Annotated in this window: 10 protein-coding genes and 3 pseudogenes; 6 read left to right on the top strand and 7 right to left on the bottom strand. The window is 69.9% G+C overall.

What is annotated here, in order from left to right; translation table 11 throughout:
- Positions 1–43: 43 nt before the first annotated feature.
- The 4 genes and pseudogenes from AS97_RS07485 to AS97_RS07470 all read right to left on the bottom strand — a co-directional run.
- Positions 44–685 (bottom strand): annotated as a pseudogene (locus tag AS97_RS07485) (class I SAM-dependent methyltransferase); the annotation flags it as partial.
- 113 nt (positions 686–798) lie between these two features.
- The gene (locus AS97_RS07480) at positions 799–1968 is read right to left on the bottom strand and encodes an aminotransferase (RefSeq protein ID WP_210564576.1); all 1170 of its coding nucleotides are present in this window, start codon (positions 1966–1968) and stop codon (positions 799–801) included.
- Positions 1969–2123: 155 nt separating this feature from the next.
- Positions 2124–2468 (bottom strand): peptidase inhibitor family I36 protein, encoded by a 345-nt coding sequence (locus AS97_RS07475; RefSeq protein WP_059142949.1) that lies wholly within the window; start codon positions 2466–2468, stop codon positions 2124–2126.
- Between the two features lie 111 nt (positions 2469–2579).
- Positions 2580–3119: a YbhB/YbcL family Raf kinase inhibitor-like protein gene (locus AS97_RS07470; RefSeq protein ID WP_059142948.1), complete on the bottom strand. Its 540-nt coding sequence runs from the start codon at positions 3117–3119 to the stop codon at positions 2580–2582.
- A gap of 162 nt (positions 3120–3281) precedes the next feature.
- On the opposite strand from AS97_RS07470, the gene AS97_RS07465 reads away from it, so the two are divergent.
- From AS97_RS07465 to AS97_RS46960, 3 genes and pseudogenes are all read left to right on the top strand, one after another.
- Positions 3282–3986 (top strand): GntR family transcriptional regulator, encoded by a 705-nt coding sequence (locus AS97_RS07465; RefSeq protein WP_210564575.1) that lies wholly within the window; start codon positions 3282–3284, stop codon positions 3984–3986.
- Entirely contained in the window at positions 3986–4864 is an 879-nt protein-coding gene (locus tag AS97_RS07460) for a hypothetical protein (RefSeq protein WP_185929797.1), read from the top strand. The genes AS97_RS07465 and AS97_RS07460 overlap by 1 nt, the downstream gene beginning before the upstream one ends.
- Positions 4865–5150: 286 nt before the next feature.
- Positions 5151–5411 (top strand): annotated as a pseudogene (locus tag AS97_RS46960) (transposase); the annotation flags it as partial.
- Positions 5412–5426: 15 nt separating this feature from the next.
- Here the strand turns inward: AS97_RS46960 and AS97_RS07450 are convergent.
- Complete coding sequence (locus AS97_RS07450) at positions 5427–5801, bottom strand: MerR family transcriptional regulator (RefSeq protein WP_059142946.1); 375 nt, start codon at positions 5799–5801, stop codon at positions 5427–5429.
- A gap of 67 nt (positions 5802–5868) precedes the next feature.
- Here AS97_RS07450 and AS97_RS07445 point away from each other — a divergent pair, with 67 nt between their 5' ends.
- Complete coding sequence (locus AS97_RS07445) at positions 5869–6204, top strand: EthD domain-containing protein (protein WP_059142945.1); 336 nt, start codon at positions 5869–5871, stop codon at positions 6202–6204.
- A 166-nt stretch (positions 6205–6370) separates the two neighbouring features.
- Here AS97_RS07445 and AS97_RS07440 read toward each other — a convergent pair whose 3' ends face one another.
- A complete protein-coding gene (locus AS97_RS07440) occupies positions 6371–9157 on the bottom strand; it encodes an FHA domain-containing protein (protein ID WP_210564573.1) in 2787 nt (928 codons plus the stop codon).
- A 134-nt stretch (positions 9158–9291) separates the two neighbouring features.
- Complete coding sequence (locus AS97_RS07435) at positions 9292–10500, bottom strand: serine hydrolase domain-containing protein (RefSeq protein WP_247204265.1); 1209 nt, start codon at positions 10498–10500, stop codon at positions 9292–9294.
- A 317-nt stretch (positions 10501–10817) separates the two neighbouring features.
- Here AS97_RS07435 and AS97_RS07430 point away from each other — a divergent pair, with 317 nt between their 5' ends.
- Together AS97_RS07430 and AS97_RS07425 are read left to right on the top strand one after the other, a co-directional pair.
- Entirely contained in the window at positions 10818–12095 is a 1278-nt protein-coding gene (locus AS97_RS07430) for a glycoside hydrolase family 16 protein (RefSeq protein ID WP_210564572.1), read from the top strand.
- A pseudogene (locus AS97_RS07425) lies at positions 12092–12574 on the top strand (ricin-type beta-trefoil lectin domain protein); the annotation flags it as partial. The gene AS97_RS07430 and the pseudogene AS97_RS07425, both read left to right, overlap by 4 nt.
- Positions 12575–12576 lie beyond the last annotated feature (2 nt).

Genomic DNA, 12576 nt, shown 5'->3' with positions numbered 1-12576 from the left:
CATCTGACCCTCGCGGGACCCGGGCCGGTTCTCGGGCAGAGGTGGCCGGCGGTTCCGCGACGCCGATGAACTTCCCGGCCACCAGCCGGATATGGGCGGACCAGCCCAGCGCCGCGAGGTCGGTGGTGAGTGAGGAGGGATCGTGGAACACCTTCACGATGCGGTACCGGCTGCCGTCATCGAGTCGGCGCACGGCCACCGGAGTCGGCCGGCCGGAGAGGACTTCCTCTTCGGCGGCCGCGGCCGGACCGTCATCGATGAAGACCGCTTTGCCACCCGGTGCGAGTGCGGAGGCGACGGTGTTCCAGAAGCCGGGCAACCGCGCCGGTGGGATGTGGGAGAGCCAGAAGGCGAAGAACACCGTGTCGTAGCACCGCGACGGCTGCCACGCGAACAGGTCGGCCTCGACGAACCGGACGGTGGCGGACGCGGTACGCGCACGAGCGAGGGCCAGCACCTCAGCCGCCGCGTCCACGGCCGTCACCGAACGCGCCCGCGCGGCGAGCGACGAGGTCCACTGCCCCGTCCCACAGGCCAGCTCCAGCACATCACCGGCAATCGGGAGGTCATCGACGGCAGCCAACAACTCCCGCAGGTCCTCGCGCTCCGCATAGGGCCGGTCGTATTCCGCCGCGCCCGCCCTGTAGTAGGCCAGCTGCTCGGTCAGAAGAGCGTCGTCATCCACTGCGGGTTCCTCCCGGTTCGGCCGGAGCCGAGCACCCTGCTCGGTCGTCACCGGCACCCTGGACCTTGACCTTCGGGCAAGGTCAAGCGTCAGGCCGGCCGCGGCCCGCAGGGTCAGCCAAGGAGATCCTTGGCCATCAGCTCAAGCCGCCCGGCGAACTCGGTGAGCCCGGCCCGGTCCACGTTGCCGAAGCTGACCCGGAAGACCTGGCGGTCGTCGGGCAGGAAGGCGGTGCCCGGAATGACGAGCGTGTCGTAGCGGGTGATGAGGTCGCGCACGACGTCGTCGGTGCCGCGGTCGGCGAAGGGGTGACGGACCCAGCCGAAGAACCCTCCGCAGCTCAGCAGCTCGAAACCGCCCGGCCGCTCGGCCAGCACGGTCTCCAGCCGGCGCCGTTTCTCGGTGGCCTCGTTGGCACGAGCACGCCGCCACTCCTGGGCCGAGGTCAGCCCGGCCCAGGCGGCCTCCTGCCCGACGCGCGGAGGGCAGATCGCCACGCAGTCGAGCAACTTCATCACCTCGCGGTTCAGCTCGGGCGAGCCGACGACGGCGCCCACCCGGTAGCCGGGAATCGCGAGGTCCTTGGAGAAACTGTGCAGGCTCACCAGGGTCCGCGCCCAGTGCGGGTCGGCGAACAGGTCGTGTGCCGGTCGCACGGTGTCGCGGAACGAGCGGTAGGTCTCGTCCACGATCAACGCGATATCGTGCCGCTTCGCCAGTGCGTAGAAGTCCGCGATCACAGCCGGCGGAATGGTGACGCCGCTCGGATTGCCCGGGGTGATCAGCACGATCGCCCTGGTACGCGGGGTGATGAGCGCTTCGGCCGCTTCCGGGTCGGGCACGAGATCGGGACCGGGCTCCAGGTAGCGCGGCACCACGCCGTTCATGCGCAGCCACATGTCGTAGTTGAAGTAGTACGGCAGGACTTCGATGACCTCGTCGCCCGGCTCGGTGAGCGCCTGCGCCACCAGGCAGAACGCCTGGTTGCACCCTGCGGTGACGACCATCTGGTCAGCCCCCACCGGGCTCTGGTAGCCGCGGCTGAGGTCGGCGGCGAAGGCATCCCGCAGCCGGGGCAGTCCGGGGCTCGGTACGTAGGCGGCGCCGTTCGGCTCGTGCGCGACCTTGGTGACGTGTTCGATCATCGCGGGCGCGGGCGGGTAGCTCGGCGCGGCCTGGGCCAGATCGAGCAGCGCCCGCTCGCCGCTGCGGCCCGCCAGCAGGGCATACGTCGCGCCCATCGGTGAATCGATCTCCTGCACGGTGCGCGGGCTGAATCGCACGTCGGCGCTCCTTCACGGGTGGCGGTCCGCTGTCGGTTCACCGCGATGCTACCGACCTCCCCCGCGCGCCGGCCGAGCCATGGCAGCGGGGACGCGCGCGAGGGAGTCGGAGGAAGCCACTCACCACCTGCACCAGCAGGGTTCCGGGGCCGGGGTCAGCAGTTGTCGCCGACCGCGTCGATCTTCGAGCCGAACCGGCCGCTGTAGTTGCTGGCGTAGTCGCCCTTGCGGACCGAGTGGCATTCCTTGCCCGAGGCCCAGTCGATGAAGGCACCGGTCCTGTTGGCCCGGAAAGAACCCACGTGGTCGGTGAACCGGCTGGGCAGGTCCACGTAGCCGCCCCGCCAGGTGTAGAGCTCGCCCGTCCCGTCCTGGAACCGCCACAGGCAGATCGCGTTGCTCGCGCAGGCGGGCAGCGCCTGAGCCTGTACGGAGGGGCCCAGCGTGGTCACCGCAACGGTCCCGGCAACGAGCGCGAAGCGTGTGAAACGTGCGTTCATCCCGTCCTCCTTGACGCGGAAGTCAACGCCACGATTGTTCAACTCGGGACGGGCGGCGGATAGACAGCTCCTGTGTTCGACGGTGGCCGGCAGGGCTGGACCCGCTGTGCGTCAGGCGGGGGTTTCAGCGGTGGCGGTCAGGACCGCGCGGCCGAGGATGTGTCCGGCCATGGTGAAGCCGAGGACGGCCGGAGTGGCGTCGGCCGGGACGCCGATGGACTCGACGTCGAGGGCGTGCACCACGACGAAGTAGCGGTGCGTGCCGTGTCCGGCCGGCGGGGCGGCGCCGATGAAGCGGGCGGCGCGGGCGTCGCCCGGCAGTTGGAAGGCACCCTCGGGCAGGCCCGAGCCGGTGTCGTCGCCGGCGCCCTCGGGCAGCTCGGTGACGGTGGCGGGGATGTCGGCGACCGCCCAGTGCCAGAACCCGGAGCCGGTGGGGGCGTCGGGGTCGTAGACGGTGACGGCGTAGCTCCTGGTGCCTTCGGGGGCGCCGCTCCAGGAGAGCTGCGGGGAGACGTCCTTCCCGCCGGGGACGCCGGAGATGCCGGAGAACTGCTCGATCGGCCAGGCGGTGCCGTCGGTGACGGTCGTGCTGGTGACGGTGAAGGAGGCCGCCTCGGGGAGGCGGGCGAAGGGGTCGTTGGCGCTCATCGCGTCGTTCCTTTCAGGCCGTGCTGTGGAGTGGCGGTGATGTGCGGCCGATGGAGGCCGCGGCGCCGCGTAGGGCACCGCTGTCGTCCCGCACCGTTGGAACCGCTCGATCGACCATAACAGCAATAATCGATTATCTTTGCCATCATCTATGATGGCGGCATGACCCAGACGACCCACACGTCGACCTCCTCGGGGAAGCAGATGCTCTCCGAGCAGGTCTACGCACACCTGCGGAACGCGATCATGCGTGGGGACTACGCCCCCGGTGACGCCCTCAAACCGCAGGACCTCGCCAAGGAACAGGGCGTGAGCCTGGCCGTGGTCCGCGAAGCGCTCGTACGGCTGGTCGGCGAGGGCCTCGCGGACCGGCTGCACAACCGCGGCTTCGCCGTCCCCGCCTACTCCGACCGCCGCTGGCAGGAGATCGCGGAGGCCCGCCGGACCATCGAACCGGTCGTGCTGCGCATGTCCATCGAGCGCGGCGACGTCGACTGGGAGTCCCGCGTACGCGCCGCCCACCACCGGCTGACCCGGACCCAGGCGTACGTCCCGGGGGAGGGCGAGTACTACAGCGCCGCATGGGCCGAGGCTCACCGGGTCTTCCACCGCGCCCTGCTGGAGGGCTGCGACAACCCCGTCCTGCTGGACACCTTCGACCGGACGTGGACCGCGAGCGAGCTGGCACGCCGCTGGTCGGCACACCGCAACCCGGGCCGGGACGGCGTCCGCGAGCACCGCAGGCTGGAGGAGGCGGCGCTGGCCCGCGACGCCGACACCGCGGCCGAGGTCCTGGTCCAGCACCTCACCGTGACCGCGGCCGTACTGACCGGCCGCGCCCACGACGACCCTACGAAGGAAGCCTGATGCGCCTCGCCGACCTGACCACATTCGAGCCGAGTGCGGGCCGCCGCTGCCACGGCGTCGTCAATCCCCTGCACTCGTGCGTGTACTTCGCGCCCGAGCGGCAGGACGAACTCGCGGCGCTCGGGCTGGAGCGCGGGGCGATGGCCTACTTCGCGGACCGCGCGGCCCCGCTCGGGCCGGTCGGCGCGGGCACCGTCTCCGCGACGTTCTACAACTTCAACCACGCGCATGTGGAGCGGTTCATCCCCGCCGCGTGGGCCATCACCACACCGGAGGCGGTGCTCGCGGCGCGGCTGCGCGGCGCGGACAAGGTGCTGCGGCGGCTGCTCGGGGAGGCGGCCCTGGCGTCGGAGGAGATGGCCGAGGCGGCCGAGCTGGCGCTGCGCGCCACCGAGGCGTGCCATCGCGAGGCGCGGCCGCTGTACGCCGCGAACGCGGGCCTCCCGGTGCCCGAGGAACCACACCTGGCCCTGTGGCACGCCGCGACGCTGCTGCGCGAGCACCGGGGCGACGGACACCTCTTCGCCCTGGCGCTCGCCGGCCTGTCCGGGATCGAGGCGCTGGTCCTGCACAACGCCACCGGCACCGCGGTGACGTCGGCGACGTTCATGCGGACCCGCGGATGGTCGGCCGAGCAGTGGGCCGCTGCCCGGGACCGATTGCGCGAGCGCGGACTGCTTGACGCGGCGGGGGATCTCACGGAGTCGGGCGCGGCCCTGCGCGGTGAGGCCGAGGCGCTCACCGACCGCCTCGACGCCGCCCCCTACGACCACCTCGGCCCGGCCGCCACCGCCCGCCTCACCGAGCTGGCCGGTGGCTTCACCGAAACCCTCAGGGCCGCGGGCGCCTTCCCCGCGGTCCACTTCGGCAAGGGCTAGGCAGTTTCGTTCGGATCAGATGGTCGTTGGCCCGGGTGTGCCGTTGACTGATGCGCAGTGGGCGCGGATCGAGCCGTTGCTCCCGGACCGGACTCCGAAGCGGGGTGGCCGCTGGCGGGATCACCGTAAGCTGGTCGACGCGAATCGCGTACAAGTTCCAGACCGGCACGCCGTGGGTCTCGTGCGGGCTCACCAGCACGCAGCCGGGGCCCGAAAAAGGGGCCCCGGCCGGCGAACCGGACGACCACGCCATCGGCCGGTCCCGCGGCGGACGGATCGCGAGATCCGGAATCACCTGCGCAGACGCGGTATCCGCGCGGTGATCCCGGAACGGGCCGACCAGCAGGCCAACCGACGGCAGCGCGGACGGACCGGTGGCAGACCGCCTGCCTTCGACCGCGAGACGTATAAGCAGCGCAATACCGTCCAACGGTGCATCAACCGTTTGAAGCAGTGGCGAGGCATCGCCACCCGCTACGAGAAGACCGCGACCGTCTACCTGGCCGGACTCCACATCGCAGGCATCTTCCTCTGGTCCGAACGCTGATCCGAAGCCCCCAGGTCACGCCTCGTCATCCGCCGGTCGTGCCAGGTACGCGTGATTGTCCTCGATGAGGTGGTCCAGCGCATTCCTGGCGGCGGCGAGATGGTCGATGGCCTCGGACAGCCGGGCCCGCTCGCGGCCCATGATCTCCAGTGCCTGCCGCGCCCCTTCCTCGCTCGGCTCGGACATGCAGGGCGCCATCTCGGCGATGGTGCTGCTGGACATCCCCGCCGCCAAAAACGCCTGCACCAGGCGCACTCGTTGAACGTGCTCGTCCTCGTACTGGCGCTGTCCGCTGGGCGAGCGGGAGCTGACGAGCAGACCCTGCTCCTCGTAGTAGCGCAGCGACCGTGGGCTAGCTCCCGTCCGGGCGGAGAGTTCACCGATCCGCATGCCGAACTCCTCACAGGCTCCTGACCGACTTGCCCCTGACATTGATGTCAGCTTTTAGGGTAACTCCATGTTGAAGCTCATCTTCATGATCAACCGTGTCGAGGGAATGTCGTACGAGCGTTTCGTCGAACACCACCGAAACCAGCACGCGCCGCTGTTCACCTCCATCCCGGAGGCGGAGCGCTACGTGCGCAAGTACACCGTGTCCCACCCGGTCCCCGCCGAGAACTACCCGCCCCGGGCCTACGACGGCCTGACGGAGATCTGGTTCGAGAACTGGGAAGACCACGACGCCTTCTTCGCTTCCGAGAACTACCGGACGCTGGTCAACCCCGACGAAGCACGCTTCATCGACATGGACTCGGTGGCCGTGATGGTCACCGAGGAGAAGGAGGTCATCTGACAGACGAACTCAACGGACGGATGCGGACTCAGCTCCAGCGGCTCACCCCGTACGTACCGTTGATGTCCGCCTCCGTCGCATCGTTGATGTCCCCGGCCCACTGCGCATCAATCAACGACACACGGCCAACGACCAACTGATCCAAACGAAACTGCCTAATCGCCACCTAGTCGCGCATGACGTCGGGCTCGTGCCGGCGCAGCAGGCGGGCCACGACGAAGCCGCAGACCAGCCCGATCGCCACCAGCACACCGAGGTCGATGCCCCACTGGGAGACGGTGTGCGCCCACAGCGGGTCGACTTCGTTCGGCTTGTCGAGATTCCAGGGCGGCATGGTGTGTGCGAGGTCGAGTGTGGTCCCGGCGCCCGCGACCGCCCAGCGGGCGGGCATCAGCCAGCCGACCTGTTCGATGCCCGGAGAGCTGAACAGCTTGAAGAGGACGCCGGTGAAGACCACCTGGACGATGGCGAACATCACCAGCAGCGGCATGGTCTTCTCGGCCGTTCTCACCAGTGCGGAGATGACCAGGCCGAACATCATGGAGGTGAAGCCCAGCGCACTGATCACCACGCAGACCTCGACCGCCGTGGGCAGGAGCAGCCCTTGGGCGGGCAGCTGGCGGACCGAGAAGCCGATCGCGCAGAGGACGGCACCCTGCATCGCGGTGATCAGGCCGAGGACGATCACCTTCGACATCAGATACGCGGACCGGGACAGACCCGTGGCCCTCTCCCGTTCGTAGATCACCCGTTCCTTGATCAATTCCCGTACGGAGTTGGCCGCGCCGGAGAAACTCATGCCGATGACAAGCACCAGCAGAATGGTTCCGGACTCCTGGTTGTAGCGGAAACCGCTGTCGGGCGGTGGCGGGACGAGCCCGTACTTCGCCGGAACCAGACAGCTCACCCCACCCAGCACGGCCGGGAGGAGCAGCATCAGCGCCATGAAGCCCTTGTCGGAGGCGATGACCGACAGATAGCGGCGGATCAGGGTCCACAACTGGGCGACCCAGTGCCGCCGTTTGGGCTGCAGGGCTCGCGCGGGCGGCTGCGCCGGAAGGGCGCCCGGCTGCCGCGGCGGTACGGCCGAGCCGACCTCCGCGACACGCCGGGCGTACTGCGGGGAAGTCCGCCAGCGCCCGCCCCAGTCGTTGTCGCGATGGTTCTCGAAGGCGGAGAAGACATCGGCCCAGCTCTCGTGGCCGAAGAACTCCAGGGCTTCGTCCGGGGCGCCGAAGTAGGCCACGGAGCCGCCGGGCGCCATGACCAACACCCGGTCGCACAGGGACAGTTCGGCGACGGAGTGGGTCACCACCAGGACGGTACGGCCGTCGTCGGCGAGCCCCCTCAGCAACTTCATGACATCGCGGTCCAGGCCCGGGTCCAGCCCGGAGGTGGGCTCGTCCAGGAAGAGCAGGGAGGGCTTGGTCAGCAGTTCCAGGGCGACGGACACCCGCTTGCGCTGACCGCCGGAGAGCGAGGCGACCTTCTTGTCCCGGTGGACGTCGAGCTTCAGCTCCTGGAGCACCTCGTCGATACGGGCCTTGCGCTCGGCGGCCTTGGTGTCACCGGGGAAGCGCAGCCTGGCGGCGTACTTCAGCGCGGTGTCGACGGTCAGCTCCTTGTGCAGGATGTCGTCCTGCGGAACGAGGCCGATACGGTGGCGCAACTCGGCGAACTGGGTGTAGAGATCGCGGTGGTCGTAGAGGACATGGCCGTGGTCGGCGGGCCGGTAGCCGGTCAGCGCGCGCAGGAGGGTGGACTTCCCGGAGCCCGACGGCCCGACCACCGCCACCAGCGACTTCTCCGGGACGCCGAAGGAGACGTCGTCCAGGATGGTCTTGCCGCGCCCGACGGTCACCGTCAGGTTCCGGGCGGCGAAGAAGACTTCACCGGTGTCGGCGAACTCCTCCAGCCGGTCCCCGGCGAGGCGGAAGGTGGAGTGACCGACGCCGACGATGTCGTGCGGGCCGATGAGCCTTCGGTCCACGGGCTGCCCGTTGACATAGGTGCCGTTGTGGCTGCCGAGGTCGACGATCTCGAAGCGGCCACCGGGCAGCGGCCGGAACTCCGCGTGGTGGCGGGAGACATGCGGGCCCTCCACCACGAGTTCGTTGTCCTGCGCCCGGCCGATGCGCATCGGCTGCCCCTGGACGAGCCGGTGGACACCCGACGGGCTTCGGTCGATGAAGTGGGTCGCGGCGGCTCCTTGGGGCCCGTCCGGCTCGCCGGCGGCGGGCCGGTGCGGGTCCCGGGTCACGTCCGGGCCTGCTGTACGGGTCGGACCTGCTGTACGGGTCGGACCTGCCGTACGGGTCGGGCCTGCCGTACGGGTCGGGGCCGCCGTACGGGTCGGGGCCGCCACTTGCCCCGCTGAGGCTGGCGCGTCCGCCAGGGCTCCCGGAACCTCCGCTTGGGGGCAGGGTGTCACCGGAGGTGAGTCCGCGGCTGCCGCCGTGCCCCAACCCGCGTCCCCTCGCGCCCCGCGAGGGGTCTGGGGATGGGCCTCGGGACGGGGCTGGGGATGGGGCTCGGGGCGGGGCTCGGGATGAGCCTGAGGACGGGCCTCGGGTCGGGCCTCGCCCTGGTGTGCCGCCGCGCGGCCCCGCTCGGCGGCGGGCGCCCGGTCGCCACTCACTGCCGAGGGTGAGGGCGCCGGCCCGGCCTCGGTGAAGTCCAGCCGCATGCCGCTGGAGAAGTTCCCCAGCCGGACGATCGAACCGTGGCCGATCTCGATCCGCTGGACGCGGTGTCCGTCCGCGAACGTGCCATTCGCGCTGCCGAGGTCCTCGATGACCCACGTCCCGCCGACGCAGCGGATCGTGATGTGCCGCCGGGAGACTCGGCGGTCGATGGTCGGGATGTCGGCCTGCTGATCGCGCCCCACGGTGTAGCTCCGGGACGCGTCCAGGGTCCAGGTGCGTCCATTGGCATGCAGTACAAGTTCCGGCACGGGCGGTGTGTCCTCATGGGGTCGGTCAGTCGGCGTGCGGCCCGGACCGGGCACGCCGACGCGTACGGCCGTAGCCGACTTGGAAGAGGGCACGGGGCGTACGGAGGTTGCGTGTGATGGCCCGGGGGCCAAACTTACTCTCCCGGCAGCGGTAGTTCGCCCGCGCCCCCGCGATGGCCCCCGGCGCACAGCGCGTGGTCGATGAGGGCGCTGGCCGCGTTCTCCTGGTCCAGGATGTGCTCCGGGGTGTCACCGCGCGCCTCGGACATGGAGACCGCGGCGCTGCGCCTGCCGTCGTCGGTGACGCCGTTGAGGGTGATGTAGCCGCCGTCCCCGCCCTCGTGGCTCCAGTACGTTCCTCCGCAGCTCAGCGGGCGTTCGACCAGACCGAGCCCGTATCGGCCGCCGGGCCACAGCCGCTGGGCCTCCGCGTTCACGGGGGCGGTCCGCTTCATCTCGGCCAGCAGCCGCGTCGGTAGCAGGCGGCCCACGAGCAGTGCGCGGAGGAAGTCGTTCTCGTCCCGTGTGGTCGTGACCCATGAAAGGTTCTCGTGGTCCACCGGGATCTGGTCGGTGACGTCCACCCGGGAACCGGGGCCGAAGAGCTGGTAGGCCCTGGCATGCGGCCGGGGGACGGTGGGCGAGGTGCCCAGCCACCGGGTCCGGTCGAGGCCGAGCGGGCGCAGGATGCGGTCTTCGATCTCCTGGTGGGCGGGGTGGCCGGTGGCCCTCTTGACGACCATGTCGAGCAGGACGTAGCCGGTGTTGGAGTACGCCCAGCCCTCGCCGGGCGGGAAGTCCGGTGCGTGGGCCATGGCGCGGGCCACCAGCCGCTCGGGCTCGTAGACGTCGTGGCGCTGCTGGTAGTACTCCTCCGGCGTGGTGTATCCGGGCAGGTCGTCGTGGATGCCGCTGGTGTGCTGGAGCAGTTGGCGGACGGTGATCCGGCTGCCGTCGTTGCCGTTGCCCCGCACCACTCCCGGCAGCCAGTGTTCGACCGTGTCGTCCAGGGAGAGCCTGCCCTCGGCCTCCAGTTGGAGGACCACGGTGGCGACCAGTTTCTTGGATGTGCTGGCCATGCGGAAGTAGCCGTCGGGAGAGACCGGGCGGCCGGTGTTCAGGTCGGCGGTGCCGCTGGTGGCGACCGAGTGCCGACCGTCCGGCGCGACCACGCGGGCCTGCACACCGCTGACGCCGAGGGCGTGGATCGCCTCGGTGTCCTGGCGCAGCCGCTCGGCGGGGGAGGGACCCGCGGGCTGGGCGACGGCGGTGGCCACCTCGGTGGCGAACAGCATGGCCACACCGAGTGCCAGGGCGAGGTGCTTTCGCAGCGTGGGCGACATGGCTGAACGCTAGATTCGCCCCCAACGGGGCGCGATCCGGCGCGCCCCAGGATCGGCATGGGGGATATCCCCCCCCCGCGGGCCGTCACCTATCGTGCGGCCGTCCTCCACGGCGGTTTCTGTCCATACATATGGTCCATACCAAGCCCTTGACAGGATTTTCCTTCACTTCTTAAATCACGTAGTGAACTAAGCACCTCTCGGATCGCTCATCGCACCCCGGTCGGCGCCGTAACCACTTGGTTCCACCTGTTGGTTTCACATGCGCCTCATGTCTCTCCGTACCTGTCATGCACATGCTCTTGGAAGGGAGAGTCATGGACTCCCCGCGCTTACCCCGGCGACTGCTGCTGTCCGTCGTCTCGTTCCTCGCCCTCGCCTCTCTGTCCACCGGACTGGCGCAGGGCGCACCCGCCTCCGCGGCGCAGTCCGCCGCGCCACCGGCCGCGGCCGCCAAGGCCGCCGCCGTCACGTTCTCCGACGAGTTCGACGGGCCCGCGGGCTCCGCCGTCGACGGTGGCAAGTGGCAGATCGAGACGGGCGACAACGTCAACAACCATGAGCGGCAGTACCACACAGCGGGCAACCGCAACGCCGCCCTCGACGGACAGGGCCATCTGGCCATCACCGCCCGCCGCGAGAACCCGGACAACTACCAGTGCTGGTACGGAAGGTGTGAGTACACCTCGGCCCGGCTGAACACGTCCGGCAAGTTCACCACCACCTATGGCCGGGTGGAAGCCCGGATGAAGATTCCGCGCGGGCAGGGCATGTGGCCGGCGTTCTGGATGCTGGGCAATGACATCGGACAGGTCGGCTGGCCCAACTCCGGTGAGATCGACATCATGGAGAACGTGGGCTTCGAGCCGTCCACGGTCCACGGCACCCTCCACGGCCCCGGATACTCGGGGTCCGGCGGCATCGGCGCCGGGTACTCCCTGCCCGGTGGCCAGGCGTTCGCCGACGCCTTCCACACCTTCGCCGTCGACTGGAGCCCCAACGCGATCACCTGGTCCGTGGACGGCACCGTGTACCAGCGGCGTACCCCCGCCGACCTCGGTGGCCGGCAGTGGGCGTTCAACAAGCCCTTCTTCCTGATCCTCAACCTCGCGGTCGGCGGCTACTGGCCCGGAGACCCCAACGGCAGCACGGTCTTCCCCCAGCAACTCCTCGTCGACTACGTCCGGGTCAGCACCGACAGCGGACAGCCGGGCGGCGGTGCCATCACCGGCATCGGCGGCAAGTGTGTGGACCTGGCGGGCGCCAACAGCGCCAACGGCACACCGATCCAGCTCTACGACTGCAATGGGTCCGCGGCGCAGCAGTGGACCGTTGGTGGCGATGGCACGATCCGTGCGCTGGGGAAGTGTCTGGACGTGGCGTCGGGTGGCACGGCCGACGGCAGCCTGGTCCAGCTCTACGACTGCAATGGCAGTGCGGCGCAGCAATGGGCCGTTCCCGCGGCCCGCGACATCGTCAATCCGCAGGCCGACAAGTGCTTGGACGCCACCGGTGGCAGTTCGGCCAACGGCACCCGGCTGCAGATATGGACCTGCACCGGTGCCGCCAACCAGAAGTGGACGGTGACCAGATGAACATGAGGCTCCTGCACAGACCCTCGGTGCGCGGCGTGCTGGGTGTGGCGGCCGCTGCCGCCCTCCTCACCGGCCTGACCAGCGTTCCCGCGAGTGGTGCCGTGGCGGCCACTGGACAGATCACCGGTGTCGGCGGCAAGTGTGTGGACGTGGCGGGCGCCAACAGCGTCAACGGCACACCGATCCAGCTCTACGACTGCAATGGGTCCGCGGCGCAGCAGTGGACCGTTGGTGGCGATGGCACGATCCGTGCGCTGGGGAAGTGTCTGGACGTGGCGTCGGGTGGCACGGCCGACGGCAGCCTGGTCCAGCTCTACGACTGCAATGGCAGTGCGGCGCAGCAGTGGTCCCTCCCGGCGGCGCGCGACATCGTCAATCCGCAGGCCGACAAGTGTTTGGACGCCACCGGTGGCAGTTCGGCCAACGGCACCCGGCTGCAGATATGGACCTGCACCGGTGCCGCCAACCAGAAGTGGACGGT

The sequence above is a fragment of the Streptomyces sp. AgN23 genome (genome assembly GCF_001598115.1).
Classification (GTDB): Bacteria; Actinomycetota; Actinomycetes; order Streptomycetales; family Streptomycetaceae; genus Streptomyces; species Streptomyces antimycoticus.
This window is presented reverse-complemented; position numbering and strand designations above follow the sequence as displayed.